24 protein-coding genes are annotated in these 23020 nt (G+C 33.9%); 15 read left to right on the top strand and 9 right to left on the bottom strand.

Annotation, left to right across the window (positions count from 1 at the left end; genetic code table 11):
• Positions 1 to 6: 6 nt before the first annotated feature.
• Positions 7 to 912 (top strand): DUF5655 domain-containing protein, encoded by a 906-nt coding sequence (locus KW502_RS09760; RefSeq protein ID WP_219040371.1) that lies wholly within the window; start codon positions 7 to 9, stop codon positions 910 to 912.
• A gap of 180 nt (positions 913 to 1092) precedes the next feature.
• Positions 1093 to 1650 carry a DUF1572 family protein gene (locus KW502_RS09755; RefSeq protein WP_219040370.1) on the top strand — a complete coding sequence of 186 codons (558 nt, stop codon included), beginning with the start codon at positions 1093 to 1095 and terminating at the stop codon, positions 1648 to 1650.
• A 158-nt stretch (positions 1651 to 1808) separates the two neighbouring features.
• Here the strand turns inward: KW502_RS09755 and KW502_RS09750 are convergent, their stop codons facing one another.
• Entirely contained in the window at positions 1809 to 2693 is an 885-nt protein-coding gene (locus KW502_RS09750) for an AraC family transcriptional regulator (RefSeq protein ID WP_219040369.1), read from the bottom strand.
• A 227-nt stretch (positions 2694 to 2920) separates the two neighbouring features.
• Between KW502_RS09750 and KW502_RS09745 the strand changes: the two genes are divergently transcribed.
• Positions 2921 to 3499, top strand: coding sequence for a T9SS type A sorting domain-containing protein (locus tag KW502_RS09745; RefSeq protein WP_219040368.1), 579 nt, complete (start codon positions 2921 to 2923; stop codon positions 3497 to 3499).
• Between the two features lie 50 nt (positions 3500 to 3549).
• On the opposite strand, the gene KW502_RS09740 is transcribed toward KW502_RS09745, so the two are convergent.
• Positions 3550 to 4140, bottom strand: a complete 591-nt coding sequence (locus KW502_RS09740; RefSeq protein ID WP_219040367.1) for a DUF6134 family protein — start codon at positions 4138 to 4140, stop codon at positions 3550 to 3552.
• A gap of 131 nt (positions 4141 to 4271) precedes the next feature.
• Here KW502_RS09740 and KW502_RS09735 point away from each other — a divergent pair, with 131 nt between their 5' ends.
• The 10 genes from KW502_RS09735 (at position 4272) to KW502_RS09690 (ending at position 15754) form a co-directional block, all read left to right on the top strand.
• A complete protein-coding gene (locus KW502_RS09735; protein ID WP_219040366.1) occupies positions 4272 to 6662 on the top strand; it encodes a heavy metal translocating P-type ATPase in 2391 nt (796 codons plus the stop codon).
• A 102-nt stretch (positions 6663 to 6764) separates the two neighbouring features.
• Positions 6765 to 7373 (top strand): pyridoxamine 5'-phosphate oxidase, encoded by a 609-nt coding sequence (pdxH, locus tag KW502_RS09730; protein ID WP_219040365.1) that lies wholly within the window; start codon positions 6765 to 6767, stop codon positions 7371 to 7373.
• Positions 7374 to 7566: 193 nt separating this feature from the next.
• Positions 7567 to 7776, top strand: coding sequence for a cbb3-type cytochrome oxidase assembly protein CcoS (ccoS, locus tag KW502_RS09725; RefSeq protein ID WP_219040364.1), 210 nt, complete (start codon positions 7567 to 7569; stop codon positions 7774 to 7776).
• A 2-nt stretch (positions 7777 to 7778) separates the two neighbouring features.
• Positions 7779 to 9977, top strand: coding sequence for a cytochrome-c oxidase, cbb3-type subunit I (gene ccoN, locus KW502_RS09720; protein WP_219040363.1), 2199 nt, complete (start codon positions 7779 to 7781; stop codon positions 9975 to 9977).
• Positions 9978 to 9988: 11 nt separating this feature from the next.
• Positions 9989 to 10174: a CcoQ/FixQ family Cbb3-type cytochrome c oxidase assembly chaperone gene (locus KW502_RS09715; RefSeq protein WP_219040362.1), complete on the top strand. Its 186-nt coding sequence runs from the start codon at positions 9989 to 9991 to the stop codon at positions 10172 to 10174.
• Complete coding sequence (locus KW502_RS09710) at positions 10171 to 11130, top strand: cbb3-type cytochrome c oxidase N-terminal domain-containing protein (RefSeq protein ID WP_219040361.1); 960 nt, start codon at positions 10171 to 10173, stop codon at positions 11128 to 11130. The genes KW502_RS09715 and KW502_RS09710 overlap by 4 nt, the downstream gene beginning before the upstream one ends.
• Before the next feature lie 78 nt (positions 11131 to 11208).
• Positions 11209 to 12630: a cytochrome c oxidase accessory protein CcoG gene (ccoG, locus tag KW502_RS09705; protein ID WP_219040360.1), complete on the top strand. Its 1422-nt coding sequence runs from the start codon at positions 11209 to 11211 to the stop codon at positions 12628 to 12630.
• 144 nt (positions 12631 to 12774) lie between these two features.
• A complete protein-coding gene (locus tag KW502_RS09700; RefSeq protein ID WP_219040359.1) occupies positions 12775 to 13224 on the top strand; it encodes a FixH family protein in 450 nt (149 codons plus the stop codon).
• A 321-nt stretch (positions 13225 to 13545) separates the two neighbouring features.
• Positions 13546 to 14268: a sulfite exporter TauE/SafE family protein gene (locus KW502_RS09695; RefSeq protein ID WP_219040358.1), complete on the top strand. Its 723-nt coding sequence runs from the start codon at positions 13546 to 13548 to the stop codon at positions 14266 to 14268.
• Positions 14269 to 14485: 217 nt separating this feature from the next.
• Positions 14486 to 15754 carry an acetyl-CoA hydrolase/transferase family protein gene (locus KW502_RS09690; RefSeq protein ID WP_219040357.1) on the top strand — a complete coding sequence of 423 codons (1269 nt, stop codon included), beginning with the start codon at positions 14486 to 14488 and terminating at the stop codon, positions 15752 to 15754.
• Between the two features lie 250 nt (positions 15755 to 16004).
• Here the strand turns inward: KW502_RS09690 and KW502_RS09685 are convergent, their stop codons facing one another.
• The 6 genes from KW502_RS09685 to KW502_RS09660 form a co-directional block, all read right to left on the bottom strand.
• Positions 16005 to 16730, bottom strand: coding sequence for a Bax inhibitor-1/YccA family protein (locus KW502_RS09685; RefSeq protein WP_219040356.1), 726 nt, complete (start codon positions 16728 to 16730; stop codon positions 16005 to 16007).
• 66 nt (positions 16731 to 16796) lie between these two features.
• Complete coding sequence (locus tag KW502_RS09680) at positions 16797 to 17438, bottom strand: spermidine synthase (RefSeq protein ID WP_219040355.1); 642 nt, start codon at positions 17436 to 17438, stop codon at positions 16797 to 16799.
• Positions 17435 to 18271 carry a 4,5-DOPA-extradiol-dioxygenase gene (ygiD, locus tag KW502_RS09675; protein WP_219040354.1) on the bottom strand — a complete coding sequence of 279 codons (837 nt, stop codon included), beginning with the start codon at positions 18269 to 18271 and terminating at the stop codon, positions 17435 to 17437. Before ygiD ends, KW502_RS09680 begins: the two co-directional genes overlap by 4 nt.
• A 69-nt stretch (positions 18272 to 18340) precedes the next feature.
• Entirely contained in the window at positions 18341 to 19723 is a 1383-nt protein-coding gene (locus KW502_RS09670; protein WP_219040353.1) for an alpha/beta hydrolase family protein, read from the bottom strand.
• A gap of 2 nt (positions 19724 to 19725) precedes the next feature.
• Complete coding sequence (locus KW502_RS09665) at positions 19726 to 20310, bottom strand: hypothetical protein (protein ID WP_219040352.1); 585 nt, start codon at positions 20308 to 20310, stop codon at positions 19726 to 19728.
• A gap of 2 nt (positions 20311 to 20312) precedes the next feature.
• A complete protein-coding gene (locus KW502_RS09660; protein ID WP_219040351.1) occupies positions 20313 to 20576 on the bottom strand; it encodes a DUF2089 family protein in 264 nt (87 codons plus the stop codon).
• 166 nt (positions 20577 to 20742) lie between these two features.
• Between KW502_RS09660 and KW502_RS09655 the strand changes: the two genes are divergently transcribed.
• Positions 20743 to 21036: a hypothetical protein gene (locus tag KW502_RS09655; RefSeq protein WP_219040350.1), complete on the top strand. Its 294-nt coding sequence runs from the start codon at positions 20743 to 20745 to the stop codon at positions 21034 to 21036.
• A gap of 2 nt (positions 21037 to 21038) precedes the next feature.
• A complete protein-coding gene (locus KW502_RS09650; protein WP_255554197.1) occupies positions 21039 to 21419 on the top strand; it encodes a group III truncated hemoglobin in 381 nt (126 codons plus the stop codon).
• 231 nt (positions 21420 to 21650) lie between these two features.
• Here the strand turns inward: KW502_RS09650 and hemN are convergent, their stop codons facing one another.
• The gene (gene hemN, locus KW502_RS09645; protein WP_219040349.1) at positions 21651 to 23012 is read right to left on the bottom strand and encodes an oxygen-independent coproporphyrinogen III oxidase; all 1362 of its coding nucleotides are present in this window, start codon (positions 23010 to 23012) and stop codon (positions 21651 to 21653) included.
• Positions 23013 to 23020: the final 8 nt, after the last annotated feature.

Here is a 23020-nt window from a genome sequence, read left to right as displayed (position 1 = left end):
TATCTAATGAATTTATATAAATTACATTCAAACAGTATAAGTAGTCTAAAAGAAAAACCTTTCAAGTTAGAAAAGGAAATTCAGCAGGTTTTTGAAACTAATTTAAGTGAGTTGATGAATTTACAGTTGGTAAAATCTGAATTCTCCATAAAAAACAAGCGTATAGACACCTTAGCCTACGATACACAATCAAAGGCATTTATTATTATAGAATACAAAAGAAGCAAAAATATAAGTGTCGTAGACCAGGGCTTTACCTATTTAAGCCTAATGCTCGAAAATAAAGCAGATTTTATTATAGAGTATAATGAAACTCTAAAAACTCATTTAAAACGTTCTGAAGTAGATTGGAGTCAGACTAGGGTAGTTTTTGTTTCTACAAGCTTTACAGAAAACCAAAAAACAGCAACCAATTTTAAAGACATCGCTATTGAGTTATGGGAGGTTAAACGTTACGAGAATGATTTAATAAGCGTAAACGAAATCAAGAAAAGCAAAGCTGCCGAAAGTATCAAACCAATTACAGCTTCTAACTCAAAACTAGAATCAGTAACCAAAGAAATAAAAGTGTATACTGAAGAAGATCATTTAAGCAATACCTGTGACGAGGTCATTGAATTGTATGAAGCATTTAAGGAAGCTATTTTAAACCTAGCAGATGACATTGAGATAGAACCTAAAAAACTTTATATAGCCTTTAAAAAAGACAAAAACATATCAGATATTGTTATTCTTAAAAAAGGGCTAAAGCTTTTTATTAATCTGCCAATAGGGAAACTTGAGGACCCCAAAAAAATAATGCGGGATGTATCTAATACTGGTCATTGGGGTAATGGTGATTATGAAACCATGATTAAACATACTAAAGATTTGGAGTATATAATGAGTTTGATAAAGCAGGCAATAAATTAAAGCCAATAAACAGTTGGTGAGCAATGCCGAAATAAAACAACTTATCATTAGGTTTCATCAAATTCAAAATTAATAATTCTTCAAACCCCAAGGTTCTTATTCAATTTTATTATTTTAGAGAATAATCAATTAGAACAAAATTGAGATGCTGTGACGTTATTCTTTTAAAACCAAAATAAAATGAAAACCGAATATTTAGAAAGTGTCTTTAAGCAATTTGAATACTATAAATCTGTGGGCGAGAAAACTTTTGATCAGCTTTCAGAAAAAGAACTTTTTTGGCAATATAATGAAGCCTCAAATTCTATTGGAATTATCGTAAATCACCTATGGGGAAATATGCAATCTAGGTGGACCGATTTTTTAACTACAGATGGAGAGAAATGGTGGAGAAATAGAGACTCAGAGTTTGAAGAAGTGATCACGACTAAAAAAGAATTGCTTGAGAAATGGGAAAAAGGTTGGACGTGCCTTTTTAGCGCTTTAAATACCATCACAGAAGAGAATTTTGATACCAAAATTTACATTCGAAATCAAGAACACTCCGTACTCGATGCAATCAATAGACAGTTAGCACATTATGCTTACCACTTAGGGCAAATTGTATATATAGGTAGAATGATAAAAGGAGAAGAATGGAAAAGTTTAAGCATACCTAAAGGAAAATCTACCGATTTTAATCAGCAGAAATTTTTAAAGGGTAAGCATACAGGACATTTTTCAGATGATTTAAAATAGTTTTTTTTTTGATTATCAATAAATTGTAAAAATGTTTCTTTAGTCAACCCGTAGTAAACAAAAAAGTGCTACGACAGCGCATTAGTTATTACAGAGCATATGCACTCATCTTTAGGATAGCTTGGTTTTATAGCGAATAATCATTTGATTACAATTGATTAACTCAGCGTAAAATTTAACTCATTTCTATACGTAGACGGCGATCTTCCGGTTAAGCTTTTAAACTTTTTGTTGAAATAACTAAAATTATTAAATCCGCTTTGAAAACATACGTCGGTAATGCTAATTTGTTTTTCATGAAGTAGTTTCGCTGCATGCGTAAGTCTGTATTCATTTACAAATTGAACAAAAGTTTTACCGGTAATTTTTTTAAAATACCTACAAAATGCAGGAACCGTCATATTGACCAATTCTGCAATTTCTTCTAATGAAATGGGACGTTGAAACTCCTCTTTCACAAAATTAAAAACGGTATTGATACGATTGTTGTCTTCTAATTTGGTTTCGAGCATAAAACCTTCGGCATTTAAAACCGTGTAGTTTTTAGCTTCTTCTAAAAGTTTGAGAATTTCTAATAACCCCAAGAGTTTATGATAACTGTCTTCATAACGCAAGCCCTGAATTTTAGCTCCAATGGTACGTTTATATTGACCATGAAAAACAATGCCTTTGGCTGCACGTTCAAATAAATTTTTAATAGGCGACATTTCTGGAATATCAAAAAAGTATTGCCCTAAAAAATCAGGAAGAAACTGAATAATTGTTTCTTGTTGTTCTTCTCTCATTTGATCGGTAAAACCACAATGCGGTAAATTGGCACCAATTAAAATTAAATCTCCATTCCTATAATGAGATACGTGGCTTCCTATTTGGCGTTTTCCCGATCCTCTATTCACGTATACCAATTCTAATTCTGGATGGTAATGCCAAAACTTTTCACTCTTATTGAGGTTATCTTGATTAAAATGTTTGTAAGAAAAAGAGTTCCCAAATAAGGGTTCAACTTTCTCAAAAATAGGTTTAGAATTTTTTTTTGTAGGCATATTATGATTCTGAAAAAAAATTAAACTTTAATTTATGAATATACTAAAAATATTGCATCAACATTATTATGTATGTAATTGATCATTAAATTAACATTAAGCAAAGGTTAAGGGTTAATATAGCACATATTTAAGTTTAATGCGTGCTAAAATAAACTTACTTATGCTCGTACATTTGTCATGTAATTATAAAAGAAATTTTTTAGTAACCATTAAAACTAAAGATGATGCAGAAAACAATTAAAACAATCGTATTTACATTATTGCTTATTGTAAGTTACAATGCAAATGCAGCAAAGAATTTTGAGGTAGCGGTCGCTAAGAATCAAATTTTAATGGTAGAGTTGAATGATGCCCAGGCAGGAGATATGTTAACTTTATTAGATGCAGAAGGAAAAGTATTGTTTAAAGAAATGAATTTAACGAGTGATTTTCAAAAGCAATTAAGCTTAGAGATGGTACCAGATGGTAAATATTTTCTTCATTTAGAAGATGAAAATAGTATTTATGCAAGAGAGATTGTAAAAAGAAAACAAACAATAACTGTAAATGAAGCTTCAAAAATTATCTTCAAGCCAACTTTTAAAGAAGAAAACAACCAATTAAAAGTAGCGTTTACTAACCCTAATGAAGAGATTATGCATTTATATGTGTATGATGAAAAAGGGAATATTGTTACTTCTCTAAAAAATAATGATTTAGTGATTAAAAAAACATTTGATTTTTCTAAGGTTCCTGCAGGAAATTATATGCTAGCAGTAGTATCTTCAGAAAGAAGTTTTTACAAATCAATTCGTACCAAATAAAAATTTTCCCCAAATTTTTAAAGACGCCACAAGCAATTGTGGTGTTTTTTTTATTTCATTATTATTCTAAAACTTATAAGTCCAGCATCAATTTCGGCTTCGGTTAAATGTCCGTCTTTATAGGTATAGATGCTAGATTTTCCTTTATGATTGGTCTTTTCATATTGATGAACTCCTATTTTTTTAATCTGATGAAAAATACCATGTTCTTCAGCATAAACTTTTTCGATGCCGTCTGGTTCTTCAAACATTAAATTTACCGTAGAGTACCTAATATTTTCATGAATACGGTTTTCTTCTTTATCGTCTTCGTAAAAAATATATCCGGTTTTGTTATGGTCTGTGTAGGTATTAGTTTTCTCTTTTCCGTTAAATAGTATCAATACGTGTGCATGCGATAAGAGTTCATTTTCATATACTACTTTGTAATTGTAGTCTACTTCAATTTTAGTAATCATACGCGTATCAATTTCAGTACGGTTGCTATAAATGGTTTTGCCTCCTACGTTCTCTTTTTTAGCATATAAGGTACCAATGTCTTTGCCTTTGTGCAAAATATTGAATACGTTTTGTTCTGCTTGTGCACAAACAGCGAAGCTAATCGTACTTAGCAGGTAAACTATAATAACAAGTCTTTTCATTGAAATTTAATTTAGATACCGAAAGGTAGTATAAAAATTTTAAAATTAAATTTTAGAGATCCTGACAATTATCATTTTTAAACCAAGGCTTCTTGTGCAACTTTGTAGTTGTAAATATTTTAGAAAAGAAGATGCAACAACCTTGTTATCATTGTGGAAATGATTGTGTGAAATCGCCTATTTTGTTTGACGAGAAAAACTTTTGCTGTCATGGTTGCCAAACGGTTTATGAGATTTTTTCAACTAATAATTTATCCAGCTATTACGATTTGCAATCGTCTCCTGGAGCTATTCCGCAGGAAATTGAAGGAAAATACGATTATCTCGATCATCCTGATATTATTAAAAAATTAATAGAGTTTAACGCTGGAAATATTCAGGTAGTTAACCTGTACATCCCACATATGCATTGTAGTTCGTGCATTTGGATTTTAGAAAATTTAAATCAGTTACAATCAGCCATAAAAACGTCACAGGTTAATTTTCCAAAGAAAACCGTACGTATAACTTTTAAAACTGATACAGTTTCACTAAAAGAAGTGGTTAAGCTTCTTAGTGCTATAGGCTATGAGCCTTACATTAGTTTAAACGATTATTCAAAGGGAAAGAAAAAAGTAGACCGTAGTTTAATTTATAAATTGGGAGTAGCTGGTTTTGCTTTTGGAAATGTGATGTTTCTTTCTTTTCCTGAATATTTTGAAGTTTCTGATTTTTGGTTAGAAAAATACAAGTATTTGTTTCGCGGACTTACCTTTGCTTTTTCATTACCCGTAGTATTTTATGCTGCACAAGAGTATTTTATTTCGGCCTATAAAGGTGTACGTTCTAAGATTTTAAATATAGATGTACCTATTGCTTTAGGGATTTCGGTTCTTTTTTTAAGAAGTACTTATGAAGTGCTGACCAATACGGGTTCTGGTTTTTTTGATAGCCTTACTGGTTTGGTTTTCTTTTTATTGTTAGGTAAATTTTTTCAGCAAAAAACCTATTCATTTCTTTCTTTTGAGCGCGATTATAAATCGTATTTCCCAATTGCGGTGACTAAAATTTCTAAAATTGAAGGTGGAGTTGAAGAAGAAAATATTCAAGTATATAAGATTAAAAAAGGAGATCGATTACTCATAAGAAATGCAGAGTTACTCCCAGTAGATAGTATTTTAATTTCAGGAAATGGACAAATAGATTACAGTTTTGTAACTGGAGAGAGTGAAACAGTAGCTAAAAATTCTGGAGATCAACTTTTTGCCGGAGGAAAACAGTTGGCAGGTGCTATTGAAGTGGAGGCCATTAAATCTGTAGAACAGAGTTATTTAACACAATTATGGAGCAATGCGGTGTTTTCAAAAGATCGAGAACAGGGTTTTGTGGGTTTAATTAACACCATAAGTAAACATTTTACTTGGGCAGTGTTGAGCATTGCGGTAGTTGCGACATCTTATTGGTTAATGGTCGATAGTAGTTTAGCGATAAATGTACTTACTTCTGTACTTATTATTGCATGCCCTTGTGCTTTGGCATTAGCCACCCCTTTTGCCTTGGGGAATATGCTGCGTATTTTTGGTAAACAAAAATTCTACTTAAAAAACGCAAACGTAATTGAAAAAATAGCAAGAATTGATACGCTTATTTTTGATAAAACAGGAACCATTACCACGAATAAAAAAGCAAGTATCGCTTACGAAGGAATGCCACTTTCTAATGAAGAAGCTTCATTACTAAAAAACACATTGCGTTCTTCCAACCATCCGTTAAGCAGAGCATTGTATGATTTTCTAGCAGAACAAGATATACAAACCTTAGACGATTTTCAAGAAATTACAGGAAAAGGAATGCACGCTATAAAAGCCAATAAATCTATCGCCGTAGGTTCTGCTAAATTTGTAGGCAATGAAACTGAAACCGAGACTTTAGCTACCGCTGTTCATGTAAAGACAGGTAATCATTATAAAGGTAAATATGTGTTTCATAATCAATATAGAAAAGGAGTAAAAGAACTTTTTCAGCAATTAAAAAAAGGATTTCATTTAATGATTCTTTCTGGAGATAATCAAGGAGAAAAAAAATACTTGCAGCAATTATTACCTTTAGGAACAGATATGCTGTTTCATCAAAAACCAGAAGATAAACTCAATTATATACATACACTCCAAAAAGAAGGTCGAAAAGTAATGATGGTCGGCGATGGCTTAAATGATGCCGGAGCTTTAGCGCAGAGTGAGGTAGGAATTTCTATCGCCGAAAATGTAAATGTGTTTTCACCGGCTTGTGATGCTATTTTAGAAGCTGGGCAGTTTCAGCAGATTGGTGCATTTATTCAAGCCGCTAAACAAACTGTAGGTATTATTAAATCGAGCATTGTACTATCTTTTATTTATAATGTTATTGGATTGTATTTTGCAGTAACCGGACAGTTGTCGCCTATTATTGCAGCTATCTTAATGCCCTTAAGTTCTATTACGGTATTGGTATTTGTAACGGTACTTACCAATCTAAAAGGTAGAAAATTGTTTAAGAAATTGTAATTAATTTTTAGCATTGAGGTTGGATATTTGGAAGTTGAAATGCAAGAATAATTTATAAATAATTTCTTAAAATAAAGTGTTTTTAAGAAATAAAGTGAAGGTATGGATCTAGATCACAACCCTATACAAGAATTCCAACATTGGTTTTACCAAGCAGAACAGTCTGATGAAATAGGAGAGGTGAATGCCATGTTATTAACGACTATAGGGGAAGACGCATCTCCTAAGAGTAGAATGGTATTGTTAAAACGCTTTACTTGGGAAGGTTTTTTATTTTTCACCAATTACACGAGTGAAAAAGGAAGGGCTATTGCACGAAACCCTAATGTAAGTTTGCATTTTAACTGGCAAGAAATAGATTGCGAAATTCATATTCAAGGAAAGGCAGAAAAATTACCACGATCAGTATCAGAAGCTTATTTTTTACAACGACCTGCAGGAAGCCAATTAGGAGCTTGGGCATCAGCACAAGGAAGTCAATTAAACTCACGAATAGCTTTAGAAGACAGGTTGTTATATTTTGAAAAGAAATTTAAAAATAAACCCATTCCTATGCCAAAACATTGGGGTGGTTATTTAGTAAAACCCAAATCATTTGATTTTATATGCTATTCTTCCGTAGGTATAAGAAAAACCATCCATTATCAATTAGAGAAAAATTATACTTGGAGCAAGCACGTACAACATGGTTTCGATTTGTTTGAATTATGAAATTGAAATTGTTTTTTATCTTTTATCTTAGAACTCACTCACTCACTCACTACTTCACTAACTACTCACCGCATTAAAAATTCCCTAAAACCTAAACCTAATTTTAGAAGCCTATTTTTCAAACCCTGACAAATGTCATTTTTTAAGAAAGTCTTCACATTTATTTTTGAACTCTAATAAGAAGAGTTTTAGTATGAGTGTCATGTATGTTTTATTAGCCATTAGCGTCACCGTTGCGGTATTATTCTTCGTTATTTTCATTTTTTCAGTAAAGAGTGGGCAGTATGACGATGTATATACGCCATCGGTGCGAATGCTTTTTGAAGATGAGTTAGTGAAAGATGAAGATCTGAAAAAAGAGAAAAATCAAAAACAAATATTAACTAAAGATAAACAATCATAAAAATGGAAATGGATCAGTTTTATTACGACAATAAGATCGTAAAAAAATTCTTGTACGCTACGATTTTCTGGGGAATCGTAGGGATGTCTGTAGGACTTCTTTTAGCGTTTATGTTTTTATTCCCTAACGTTACCGATGGAATCTCCTGGCTGAGTTTTGGACGATTACGTCCATTGCATACCAACGCCGTAATTTTTGCTTTTGTAGGGAATGCAATTTTTGCTGGGGTTTATTATTCTTTACAGCGTTTATTAAAGGCTAGAATGGCTAGTGATGCATTAAGTAACTTTAATTTTTGGGGCTGGCAGTTAATTATAGTCGCTGCAGCAATTACCCTTCCGTTAGGTTATACTTCTTCTAAAGAATATGCCGAATTAGAGTGGCCTATTGATATTGCTATTGCTTTGGTTTGGGTAGCCTTTGGGGTAAATATGATATGGACTATCTTCAAAAGAAGACAGCGTCATTTGTATGTAGCAATTTGGTTTTATTTAGCTACGTTTGTAACGGTAGCGGTACTTCATATTTTTAATAATATAGAGTTGCCGGTAAGTGCATTAAAAAGTTACTCTGTCTATGCAGGTGTACAAGATGCACTGGTACAATGGTGGTATGGGCATAATGCGGTAGCCTTTTTCTTAACGACTCCATTTTTAGGTTTAATGTATTACTTTGTGCCTAAAGCGGCTAATCGTCCGGTATATTCTTACCGATTATCAATTGTTCACTTTTGGTCTTTAATATTCATTTATATCTGGGCTGGTCCTCACCATTTATTATACACAGCTTTACCAGATTGGGCACAAAACCTAGGAGTTGCTTTTTCTATTATGTTGCTTGCACCGTCTTGGGGAGGGATGATTAATGGTTTGTTAACTTTAAGAGGAGCTTGGGATAAAGTAAGAACAGATCCTGTTCTTAAATTTATGGTGGTTGCAATCACCGGTTATGGGATGGCTACGTTTGAAGGTCCTATGCTCGCTTTAAAAAACATTAATGCCATCGCTCATTATAGTGATTGGATTATTGCACATGTTCACGTGGGCGCTTTAGCTTGGAATGGCTTTTTAACCTTCGGAATGGTATATTGGTTAGTGCCTCGATTAGTGAAATCTACTTTATGGTCTACCAAATTAGCTAATGTACATTTTTGGGTAGGTACTTTAGGAATCATTATGTATGCGTTGCCTATGTATGTAGCTGGTTTTACGCAAGCTTCAATGTGGAAACAATTTAATCCCGATGGAAGTTTAACTTATGGTAATTTCTTAGAAACCTTACAAGAAATTATACCCATGTATTGGATGAGAGCTATCGGTGGTAGTTTATACATTTTAGGAGCTTTCGTTATGCTTTATAATATTGTAAGAACCATTAAAGCAGGAAATGAAGTAACTGATGAGTTAGCAGAAGCAGCTCCATTAACAAAAGTAACTCAAAAACGAGTTTCAGGTGAAGGTTACCATACTTGGTTAGAAAGAAGACCAGTACGTTTAACTATTTATGCGACAATTGCAATTTTAATAGGGGGTGCTGTTCAAATTGTACCTACTTTGATGATCGATTCTAACATTCCAACGATTTCAAGTGTCAAGCCTTATACACCATTAGAACTAGAAGGTAGAGATATATACATTCGTGAAGGTTGTGTTTCTTGTCACTCTCAAATGATTAGACCTTTCCGAAGTGAAGTAGAACGTTATGGAGAATATTCTAAAGCTGGAGAATATGTATATGATCACCCATTTTTATGGGGAAGTAAACGAACAGGACCAGACTTATTTAGAGTAGGTGGTAAATATTCAGACAACTGGCACTTTAATCACCTTTACGATCCGCAAACCACTTCTTCAGGTTCAATTATGCCTAGTTACAAATGGCTAACCAAAGACGAGCACGATCGTAGCCAAACAGAAGCTAAAATGCGTGCGATGGTTTCTTTAGGAGTGCCTTATACCGATGAAGAAATAGCAAATGCACAAAAATGGATGGACGAGCAGGCAGCACAAATTGAGCAAAACCTTTACTCAGATCCAGATTTTGCAGACAGCTATGAAGCAGATAAAAAGTTTGCAAAAGAAAACGGGATCGAGTTTGTAGATATGAAAAATCGTGAAGTTGTAGCTCTTATCGCATACCTTCAACGATTAGGAACCGATATAAAAATTAAAGACGCTAACCAAGAAACAAGTTCAAACTAAAACCAAAAACCATGTTGAAGTTTATAAAAGGACATATGGAAACTATAGCTGGGATAGAGATTTATCCTATAATTTCCTTACTCATATTTTTTCTATTTTTTGTAGCTCTATTTTGGTGGGTATTCACTGCTAAAAAAGATTACATCAACGAAGTAAGTAGCCTTCCGTTAGAAACCGATAAAGATTCTGCCTTATGAGAAGTTTTGCATCATACCTTAGAGTAGTTTTATTTTTACTAATTGGCTACTTATTAATAGAATACACGGTAGAAGTAAAAACAGGCTCTGTGTTTACCACTTATCCGTTGGCTTGGTTGGTTTTAGGAATTGCAGGTTTGTTTGCCATCGCTGTAGAGTTTTGTATAGCTGCCCTACAGAATGTGCTTTTTAAATCTTTAGATGCCGAAGCAAAAGAACGCTACTTAGCTGCAGAAAAAGAAAGTAGAGCCCAACGTTTTGTATGGTTTAAGAAAACTTATCATAAGTTAGTAGGTCGTAAACCCTTAGATCAAGAAGATGAAATTGTTTTAGATCATGATTATGATGGTATAAAAGAGTTAGATAATAATTTACCACCTTGGTGGATCTATCTTTTCTATGCTACCATACTTTTTGCAGGAGTGTATTTAGTAAGATTTCATATTTTTCAAGACTATAATCAAATTGAAGAATATGAAGCTGAAGTGGTCGAAGCAAAAATAGCTATTGCAGAATACAAAAAAACCGCTAAAAACTTAGTAGATGTTAATACGGTTGAATTGTTAACAGAAGCTTCAGATTTAGCCGCAGGGAAAAATATTTTTCAAACCAATTGTGCTGCTTGCCACAAACCTGATGGTGGTGGTGGTATTGGCCCTAACCTAACCGATAAATATTGGATTTTAGGAGGAGGAATTAAAAATGTATTTAAAACCGTAACCAAAGGAGGCCGTTCTAGTAAAGGAATGGTAGCTTGGGAAGGAACGCTAAAACCTGTAGAAAGAGCACAAGTAGCCAGTTATGTAATTTCATTACAAGGAACCACGCCCGCAGAACCAAAAGAACCTCAAGGAGATCTTTGGGTTGAAGAAGGTGATGCTCCTAAAGCAGATCATTTAGAAAGAGCAGAAAACACCACTTCATTAGATACCATAAAAGTAACCGATGAAATTTAGATAAATTATCCCGGACTCGTTCCGGGGTTTTATGCTTCAATTTCTAATTCGAATTCATTAATCCCAAAACTCAACACATTGGAAACTTCAGATAACGAAAGATTCAGAGATTCTATAGGTACAATCGACAAAGAAGGAAAACGATCTTGGGTTTTTCCTAAAAAGCCTAGTGGGAAATTTTATAAATATAGAACCTGGGTAAGTTACATTCTTCTGCTGTTTTTAATTTCAGCTCCTTTTATAAAGGTGAATGGAAACCAGTTTTTGTTATTTAATGTGATGGAACGTCGCTTTAATATTTTTGGATTTCCTTTTTGGCCCCAAGATTTTTACTTGTTTGTCATATCGATGCTCACCGGTATTGTCTTTATTATCTTGTTTACCGTAGCTTTTGGTCGAATATTTTGTGGATGGATTTGTCCGCAGACCATTTTTTTAGAAATGGTATTTAGAAAGATTGAATATTGGATAGATGGCGATCGTGGAAAGCAAATTCGTTTAGCTAAACAAGATTGGAATGCAGAAAAGATTAGAAAAAGAGCTTTAAAATGGAGTATCTATTTTATCATTAGTTTTCTTATCGCCAATGTATTTTTAGCTTATTTAATTGGGAGTGATCAACTTTTAAGATATGTAACAGAAGGCCCCGGTACTCACAAAAGCACACTCATCTCTCTTCTTATATTTACTGGGGTCTTCTATTTTATTTTCGCATGGTTTAGAGAGCAAGTGTGTATTATTGCCTGTCCTTATGGTAGATTGCAAGGCGTTTTATTAGATCAAAAATCTATTGTGGTTGCGTATGATTATAAACGCGGAGAGAAAGAAAAAGGAAGAGCTAAATTTAGAAAAAACGAAGACCGTGAAGCTACAGGTAAAGGTGATTGTATAGATTGTTCTCAATGTGTACATGTTTGTCCTACCGGAATAGATATTAGAAACGGTACCCAATTAGAATGTGTTAATTGTACCGCCTGTATTGATGCCTGTGATGCTATAATGGAAAAGGTAGATTTACCTAAAGGCTTAATTCGGTATGCTAGTGAAGAGAATATTGCAGAAAAAAAGAAAGTTACTTTTAGTCCTCGTCTAAAAGCTTATACCGCCGTTTTAATTATTCTTATCGGTGTTTTAACTGGAATGCTATTTTTAAGAAATGATGTAGAAGCTTCTTTATTACGTTTGCCAGGCCAGTTGTATGAAAAAAAGGATAATAATGTGATTAGAAACGTGTACACCTTTAAGCTGGTCAATAAAACAGTAAAAAGTATTGAAGATGTTCATTTTAAATTATTATCTCATCAAGGAAAAATAGAATTGGTGACACATGCTAATTTTGAAGTGCCAGAACAAGGTTTGTCTAAAGGAACATTATTTATAGATATTAATCAGTCCGCATTAGAAAGTGATAAAGAGCGCGTGGAAATTGGAGTTTATAGTGGAGATGAATTAATCGAAAAAACAAAAGCTTCATTTTTAGGCCCACGTAGTTTTAGGTGATAGGAAACTTGTCAGTTCGAGTGATTTGGCGCTATGATAACTAAGAAAAATTGGGACGAGAATCGACGGTTTTAAAGTTGAACTATACATGTTACTTTGAGCTCTAGTCGAAGTGTGTTTTAGAAAATTAAAAAATAAATAGCGATGAAAAAAATAAATTGGGGAACCGGCATTTTAATTGCCATTGTATGTTTTATAAGTTTTATCATGTTTTTTATCGTACGCATGAGTACCGATAAAAAATTTGATCATGATTTGGTGACTGAAGAATATTACAAACAAGAATTAGCTTTTCAAGATGAAATAAATGCTAAACAAAATTCAGCTAATTTGGTTAATAATATTCATGTTAACGTAGATGAACAAGGAATAAAAATTGTTTTTCCAGCAGAAAAGAAAAATATTGAAGGCACAGTTAATTTTTACAGACCTTCAAGTAAAAAATTAGATGTAGAAATACCTATTACTTTAGAAAATCAGCAAATGTTTGTAGCTGCAAAAACTTTAGTGGAAGGAAAATATATCTTGTCGGTGAACTGGACATCAGGTGGTGAAAGCTATTTGTATACTGAAGATTTACAAATTAGACCTTAGCGATAATGTTTTTTTGTTCTCATTGATGCTTTCGTCATTCCAGACTTGATTTGGAACCACATAACAAATAGAAAAATAAAATCTTGCGAAATGAAGTCCTGAATCGATTTCAAGGTGATGGTATCTCTTTATAATTTACAAGGAAAAATTGAAAATTAATGAATTGGTCACCTCTAGCGGAGTCGAGAGGTTTTTTGAAATTACAAAAATAAAAAGTTCTCGACTCCGCTTGACTTGACAATTTTCAAAAAATAAGTAATAAAATCCTGAAAATAAACCTGTCTGCCAACAGGCAATTTCAGAGCGACAATAAAAAGAATCATGCTTTATTCAGCTTTCATATTAGGATTGTTAGGAAGTTTTCACTGCGTAGGCATGTGTGGCCCCATCGCTTTTATGCTTCCGCTGGATAGAAAAAATAAATTTAAAACACTACTACAATTAAGCCTTTACCATGTGGGTAGGTTGTTCACGTATAGCTTTATAGGGTTGCTATTTGGACTTTTAGGTAAGGGCTTATTTTTATTTGGGATTCAGCAGAACATATCGATAGCAATTGGTGTGCTTATGATTTTAGTCGTAATAATTCCGCATCAAAAATTCAATAAATATAATTTCTCAAGACCTGTATTTCAACTCATTTCTAAAGTGAAATCAGCCTTAGGAAAAGAACTTCAAAAGAAGACTCCCGATACATTTTTAACCATTGGTTTTTTAAATGGTTTCTTACCTTGTGGGCTGCTTTATATGGCTATTTTTGGTTCATTTGCTTATGAAAGTGTACCTATGAGTTTAGTGTACATGCTTTTATTTGGTTTAGGTACAATCCCGTTAATGACGACTGTGGTGTTAGCCGGTAATTTTCTAAGCGTTTCTTTTCGGCAAAAAATACAAAAAGCCATTCCTGTATTTGTAGTGATCGTGGGATTATTATTTATACTTCGCGGTTTAGGATTAGGAATTCCGTATGTTTCTCCTAAAGCAATTCATACCACAGAAAAAATTTCTTCACAAATAGATTGTCACGTTCCGCGTAAAGGATAGTAGCCCTTCAACTTTCGCTCAGAATATATTTATCCTTTTTTATTGTCATGTTGAGCTTGTCGAAGCAAAGCAAAAAAGAGATAACAAATAGTCCGAGCCTTGGGTTGCGCCCAATATTTTTTCATCAAAAACTTCTTTTTGTTGAAGTATGCTAAATATCATATTTTAAATGCTACTAGTGTACTAATTTTGTCGTAGAAATTAAAAAAGAAGAGTTATGATACCATTTATTTCGGCAGAAGATGCTGTAGCAAATGTGCAATCGGGAAATCGTGTATTTTTTCAGGGAGCCGCAATGACCCCTAAGGTAATTATTAAAGCGCTATGCGAACGTTATCAAGAAATTAAAGATATAGAACTGGTGCAGATGCATACGGAAGGTGATGCTTTGTATGCTCAAGATCCTTACAACAAAAGTTTTCACGTAAATAGTTGTTTTGTAGGTGGTAACGTAAGACGCACGGTAAATTCTGAACACGGTGATTATATTCCTATTTTCTTAAGCGAAATGCACCTGTTGTTTAAACGCGGAATTTTACCATTAGATGTCGCTTTTATTCAAGTATCACCACCAGATAAGCACGGTTACTGTTCCTTAGGGACTTCTATAGATGTAACGCTAACTGCTATACAATGTGCTAAACAAGTAATTGCACAGGTAAATCCGCAAGTGCCAAGAACACATGGTGATGGCATTATACATATGAGTAAAATTGATGCTGCCGTAGAAGTAAATGAGCCTATTCATGAAGTATTTACTGTAGAACCTTCTGAAGTTGAAAAACAAATTGGTTACCATGTAGCTCAATTAGTTGAAGATGGCGCTACTTTGCAGATGGGAATTGGCGGAATCCCTAATGTAGTGTTGAATAATTTATACAACCATAAAAATTTAGGAATCCATACTGAAATGTTTTCAGACGGAGTTTTACCGCTTATAGAAAAAGGCATTATTACCGGTGAAAATAAAGTGGTGAAAAATGGAAAACTAGTTACCTGTTTTGCTATAGGCTCTCCTAAATTATATCAGTTTTTAGATGACAATCCGTTAGTGCATTTTAAAGAAGCAGCTTATACCAACGATACTTCTATTATTCGTCGAAACCCAAAAGTGACCGCCATTAATAGTGCCATAGAAATAGATTTAACCGGTCAAGTTTGTGCAGATACCATTGGTAAAATGCAATATTCTGGCGTTGGCGGCCAAATGGACTTTATTCGTGGAGCATCCCTTTCTGAAGGAGGAAAAGCGATTATTGCCATGCCATCTGCTACCGCTAAAGGAATTACAAAAATAGTTCCTTACTTAAAAGAGGGCGCAGGAGTCACTACAACAAGAGCTCACGTTCATTATATTGCTACAGAAAATGGAGTGGTAAATTTATACGGAAAAAGTTTAAAGCAACGTGCAAAAGCCTTAATATCTATAGCGCATCCAGATCATCAAGAAAGTTTAGATAAAGCGATGTTCGAACGTTTTAGATAAAATGAATTGGTTTCTTGAGCGGATTTGATTTGAAAGGTCTTTAGTTTTAATTTTTTAATCTAAATTGAGTTCTCGACTCCGCTCGAACAGACAATCAATTATAAAAAAATCCCTAGTTTTTAAGCTAGGGATTTTTTTATAATTTATTTTGTGTTATTCTAGAACTGATCTGGAATCTCATCTGAGTCAGTAGAAGAATTTGATGTGATTCTGAAATAAATTCAGGAATACGAAAAGATTATTTTGAAAATTATCTTCTATTTCCTAAGATGCGAAGTAAAAACAAGAACAAGTTGATAAAATCTAGATATAAAGTCAATGCCCCAATAATAGAAAGCTTTTGTCCTGATTCAGAATTTTCATTTCCTTCAACAGCAATTCGTTTTAACTTTTGCGTATCCCAAGCCGTTAAACCTACGAAAATAAGTACACCTGCATAAGTGACAATCCAATATAAGATTTCATTTTGAAAGAATAAATTTACGATAGAAGCAATCACTATACCTATAAGTGCCATAAAGCACAGGTTTCCGATTTTGGTTAAATCTTTTTTGGTGAAATAACCATAAGCGCTCATCGCCCCAAAAGTTCCTGCAGTTACAAAAAATGTAGAAGCGATAGATCCTGAGGTGTATGCCAAAAAGATAAACGATAAGGTTAGCCCATTAAGCGAGGCATAGGCAATAAATAGGGCTATTGCTGTGCTTGCCGACATATTTTTGATAGCAGAACTTAAGTAAGCTACTAAAGCAAACTCACCAATAATAAGTCCGAAAAATACAATTTTATTGGCAAAAATGGCATTTAATAAACTTGGGGTAGAGGCCGTTATAATAGCAACCAATCCGGTAATCATTAAGGCTAAAGTCATCCAGCTATACACTTTGGTGATAAAGCCAGCTTGAGCTTTTTTAATCTCGTCTTGCGTAAGTGAAGGAGCTTGGTATGTAGCAGCTTCAGAAAAGTTAGAGTTCATAAATCAATAATTTTTTGTAAAAATATGAGTTTAATTTAAAAAGGAAATCATCTTCTAGCAAAAGATTTAAATTTTATTTCCCAGTAAAAGTGTATTGGTGCCTTTAACGTGTTCTATTTTTTCAAATGAAATAGATTGAGCGATTTGCTGCTGAAGCTGATTAATTTTTGCTTGCTGATTTTCGCCAATGCCAGCGTTAAAAATAATGGTAGCTTTAGGTTGAAGTAATATTGAAACATTCTGCCAGAATTCTATTTCATAAAATTGTTCAGGAACTTTTATATCTATAAAAAGATCGACAATTACCGTATCGAATTTCTTATCGTTTTGTTTGACGAATTTTTCAGCATCTTCACCAATCACTTCCAAAGGTTCATATTGCTGAATGTTGAATTCTTTTTTTGCAATTTCAATAATTTTAGGGTCGAGTTCGACCGCAGTAATTTTTCCGTAGAAATTATATTTTTTCCGAAGCAATTGTAAAATACTTCCGCCGCCTAAGCCTAAGATTAAGGTATGACCGCCACGATTTGCATTGGTTTTTTGCAAGGCCACATCCAAAATTTGGTGTAAAGTGCCATAAGAATAGTTGGCATTTTTAGTGTCTAGAATTTTCTTTCCGTTAAGCCAAGTAACTTCCAACTCTCCACTAAATTCAGAGCTTACTTTTTTGGTTAAAGGCCAGAGGTAACTGAGGGTTCTCTTCATGAAGCACTAATTTTTACCGAAGTCATACTCAAGGAACCCCCAATCACATAATCGTTAAATAATTCGATTTGGTCTTGCTTATCTTTAAGCGCTAAGCTATAAATAAGCGGGAGGTAATGATCGTAACTAGGTACGGCCATTTTAAAATCGTTTCCTAAGTTTTGAACGTTAATCAAATCTTGAAAATTACCTGCTAAAAGGAGTTGATTTACTTTTTCTTGAATATTAAACGCCCAGTCATAACCGTGATTTAATTTATTAATATGCTGAAAATCTACATAGCGAAGGTTGTGTACAATATTTCCGCTGCCTATAATAAGCACTCCTTTATGTCGCAAAAGTGCCAATTTTTTGGCTAACTCATAATGATACGAAAGCGGCTGACTATAATCTAAACTCAGCTCAATCACTGGAATGTTAGCTGCTGGATAAATATGACGTAAAACCGTCCAAGAGCCGTGATCCAAACCCCAATGTTCATCTAACTCCACCTCAAACGGACTCAAAATTTCTTTGGTGATTTTCGCGAGTTCGGGGTCGCCCAGAGCTGGGTATTGTACTTCAAAAAGAGGTCTTGGGAAACCTCCAAAATCATGAATGGTTTTTGGATTGGGCATCGCAGTTACTTTGGTGCCTTGCGTGAGCCAATGTGCCGAAACACAAATAATAGCTTGCGGTATTGGTATATGTGCTCCCAATTTTTTAAATTGTTGTACAAACTCATTATCTTCAATCGCATTCATGGGGCTACCGTGGCCTATAAAAAAAGCCGGCATTTTTGGAGAATTTTTTAAATGCTGACTAAATTTTTCTAAATCTTTAAGATTGTTCATTATCAACGGAGTGAGTTTTTATAAGCATTACCAAGACTAAGTCGGTCATGACACAACAAAATTACAATTTTAGCGGGTCGTCTCTAAAATCCACGTACTAATATCTGCTAAAACTTTTGGCGAAATTGTTTGTTCAATTTCTTCATATTCCTGTACACTTCCAGTAGTTGCTTCTTGAAATAAGTGATTCAGTTTTGGATATGATTTTAGGGTTAGCTTTTCACTAGATTGTTGAACACTTTTTTCAATCGCCGCTAAATTTTCTTTTGCAGGAACTTGCGTGTCTTTTTCGCCATTTAAAGCCAAAACCCCACTATTTACTTTTTGAAGATAAGGTGAAGGGTCAAAGCGAATAAAAGTTTTGAGCCATTCAGAATTATGTTGTTCGTTTATTTGTGCTAATTTTGATTCAGGAACCATTCCTTTCCAATGTTTTTCAAAAACGGCAAGGGTTTGTTGTTCTGTTGCTTCGGAAGTTAAACTGGTATCTAAAATCACTTCATAGACTTCACTAAAAATATCAAGTCGTTTTTGGGTAGCTTCAGGATTAATACCTAATAACTCTTCTTGCTTTTTACGCTGAAGGTTTAAAAGTAGATCTCCACGAAGTCCAGGAGCAGCCATTAATACGATAAAATCTAAAATATTTTTCGAAGCTAGAATAGGAGCAATGGCACCACCTTCACTGTGACCAATCGCCCCAATTTTTTTCTTATTGATTTCTTTTCTGCTTTTTAAGTATTCGATAGCTGCTTGTGCATCATCAGTAAAATCAAAAGTTGTAGCGCTGGCGAAATCTCCTTCAGAAGCAGCCGTTCCTCGGTCATCGTAACGCAATACTGCAATTCCGTTTTTGGTCAGGTGATCGGCTAAAACTTTAAAAGGTTGATGATTAAAAATTTCTTCATTTCGGTCTTGAGGGCCACTACCTGAAATTAAAATAACTGCTGGAAATTTTCCTTTTCCTTGAGGAATCGTAAGCGTTCCTGCTAAATTTATTTTTGCTTTCGGGTTATAAAAAGTAACCTCTTCTACGCGATAAGCATAAGGCGCCATTGGTGTTTGTGGTCGATTTGGTTTTACGGCAGAAGTTTGTTTCTCTTCCGTAGAAAATTTTTCAAGATTTAGCGAGATACTAAAACCACGTTGCTCGAATGTTCCTTCTAAATGAGTATCATCAACTAATGTTGCTTCATAACTAAGTTGAGCTGCTGCATGAGTAATACTAAGATGGTTATCTGTAAGTTTTACCTCATCAAGCGGAATGCCGAACGCATTTTGTTTTGGACTATCCATTGTTGCGGTATAGCTGCTGTCTATTTTTTCAATATGAAAAACAGTAGGGAGCGTGGTTCCTTGTACGTTTAAACTTCCTTTCCAATCACCTTCTATAGATTGGGTAAAGCTTAATTGACAAGTAAATAAAAGGAGTATTAATAGGAGTTTTTTCATGATTAGTAGAGGGTATAAATGAGGTATTTTGAAATTACTTCAGCAATTAAAACAGCCAAGATAAATAAACCAATCGCTAAAGCACCTTTAGCATTGGTGGCAATCTGATACCCTTTATAAAGCAAATACAAAAAGTAAATGAGTAGAAGTAATGAGATGAAAGCGAAAGCTAAAAGTAGGAGCAAGTCAACTCCGCCAATAGGCATAAGTTGAGGTTGTGAAGGATCAAAGTTTAGAAGTTTTTGAGAAAGCATTAGCATATAATTATTAATGTTCCCGAAGCTGATGAGGTAATACGGTAATCTTGCAATTAAACAAGCATTTAAAATATCGATACATCGAGTTTTCTTATTGATTATTTTTCCAGTGATAAATAGTAATAAAGAAAGCGTAATAATGTTGATGCTGTTATCTAAAAACGGATGGTAGATTTCTATAGCTTTTACAAAATGAACATCCAAAACTCCGTCAAATCGAGCATGAAATACATAAGCTATAAAACAACCGATAAGGGTACCAAGAATGCCAATGCCTAAAAGTTTCTTTTCAGTATAATGTTCAAAAGGCTCAAGTAATACTTTTTTCATTTCTATTTTGAATTTAATTGATTAATAATATCATCTAATTTGTTTCTCACGGTAGGGTAACTTTTACCTAATTGTGAAGCCATTTTTTTTAAGCTACCGCCAGTTATCACGAAAGCCAATATAAATTCTTGATCTTCTACAGGCAGTTGCATTAAGGCAGGAAGTGCATATGTTCCTGAAATTTTTGTAGCACAGCTAGCACAAGAAAGTTCACTTACCTCGAGCGTGTCTTGACAGCTGGGACATTTAATAGGAAGTTGAGCCATTTTTTATAAAATTTAATTTAATATTAATAAAGTTAAGTTAATAATAATAAAGTTAAAAATTAAATGTATTTATTTTAAATGGATGTGATTTTTTAACCTGATTAATATCATTTTTCAAAACGCTCTTCCTCTGTAATTTTATAGTGTAATTTAAAAACAAGAGAAGATGTCTGTATATCAAAAATGTTACGGTGAATTTAAAGAAATGTATTACGGTAGTGCATCAATAGGTATTATTGCTTCGAGTTGTTTAGGAGCCATTGCAGCGATGCTTATTCTAATGACCGATCACGGAGTTTGGCAAATGCTACAGTTATTTTTAGTGGTTATGATTAGCATGGGGTATAATACTGCAGTATTGTCTTGTTTGCCCTCAAAACAAGTTTTTAACGCTTTAGTAGGTAGTGTATCTGTAAATTTATTATTTATTTTGTACTACGGAATTATGATGATGATTTAATTATGAAAGAATTAGAAAACAGAGCCGATGTACAATTACTCGTGCATCGGTTTTACGATAAAGTAAGAGCCAATCCCGAGATTGGCTTTTTTTTTAATGAGACGATTACCAATTGGGGTGATCATTTAGAAAAACTAACAGATTTCTGGGATAGTAATTTATTTTATGCAGGAACCTTCCGAGGGCGACCAGGAAGGGCTCATATTATGGTAGATCATCAATTTAATCACCAAATTGAAGCTAAACATTTTGGTGTATGGCTTAACCTTTGGATAAATACCTTAGACGAATATTTTGAAGGAGAAATGGCTGAACGTGCTAAGTTTCATGCGAGAAATATGGCCACCAATTTTCATATGAAAATTTTTATGGCAAGGCCTTAACGGGGCTTGGCTTTTCGGCAGTCGTTTTTGATGTTTTATAAAAGCTCTTGATTCCGATCAAGCGAAAAACATTAAATAGCTTCAAAGCTTTAATCTCTTCAGAATACCACTAAATTTCTATTTTTAGGATAGAAGGTGAATTTTTCAAAAAAAGCCAACACCCTTCAGTTTACTTAAAAACCTTAGGGTGCTGGCCGCCTACTAAAAACTTAACCTACTTTAACTTAATTATTAAACCGTCATCGAGAATAATCTTGTTTCTGGTTTTTTTCGTTGCAGGCGCAAATCAAACGCCATGCATATATTTCTAACAAAAGGTCTTCCTTTTTCTGTAATTTGTAATGAATCTGGATTTATTTTAATAAGTCCATCTTTTTCCATTTCCTGTAAACGGTGTAAGGTTTCGGGAAGTTCGAAAAAGCGATTTTCTTCATTCAGATCTGTTTGTAAATGGCACATTAAATTTAAAATGTGTTTTCTAATCATAAGGTCTTCATCGTTTAATACATGACCTCTAAAAACAGGTAAATCTCCTCTGCCTACCATTTCTTGATATTCTTCTATACTTTTAGAATTTTGTGCAAAACCATACCAACTATCACTTATAGCAGACACTCCTAAGCCTATCATTAATTGCGTTTTTGAAGCAGAGTAGCCCATAAAATTTCGGTGCAAGTTATTGGTTTTTAATGACTGGTAAAGTTCGTCGGTTTTAAGTCCAAAATGATCCATACCTATTTCTACATAGCCCATTTCTTCTAACAATTCTTTCCCGAGTTGGTATTGGGTACGTTTTGTTTCTGCACTTGGTAAATGTTGTTCGCTGTAACCTCGTTGTCCGTTGCCTTTAATCCAAGGTACGTGAGCATAACTATAAAAGGCAATACGATCTGGCATTAAAGCTTTAGTCTTTAGAATGGTATTTTCAACCGCATCGATACTTTGAAAAGGCAACCCGAAAATAATATCGTGGCTAATAGAAGTATAACCAATTTCTCGAGCCAATTGCGTAGCTTTTTCAACTTTCTCGAAAGGTTGAATACGATGAATGGCTTGTTGTACTTTAACATCATAATCTTGTACGCCGTAGCTTACTCGTCTAAAACCAACCTCATAAAGTGCTTCTAAATGTGCTTTGGTGGTATTGTTGGGGTGACCTTCAAAACTAAACTGATAATTATTGGCTAATTCAGCATGCTTTAAAATTCCTTTAATAAGCTGTTGTAAATTTTCAGGAGAAAAGAACGTAGGTGTGCCACCCCCTAAATGTATTTCTTTAATTAAGGGTCTATTGGGTAGAAAGTCAAGGTATAACTGCCATTCTTTTAATACAGAAGTTATATAAGGTTCTTCTACTTCGTGACGTTTGGTGATGCGTTTGTTGCAACCACAAAAAGTACACATACTTTCACAATAAGGTAAATGAATATAAAGGCTTATCCCTTCAGAAATATTTGTTTCTTCAAAAGAGTTAAGCACAGATTTTTTCCATTGTCGAGCCGAAAATGTATTGCTGTCCCAATATGGTACGGTAGGATAACTCGTATATCTAGGCCCTGGAATATTATATTTTTGAATGAGCGGTTGGCACATAATTATTT

Origin of the sequence: Mesonia aestuariivivens (assembly GCF_019311235.1) — a bacterium.
Lineage (GTDB): Bacteria > Bacteroidota > Bacteroidia > Flavobacteriales > Flavobacteriaceae > Mesonia > Mesonia aestuariivivens.
The sequence above is the reverse complement of the archived record's forward strand: the minus strand, read 5'-3'. Positions and strand labels throughout refer to the sequence as shown.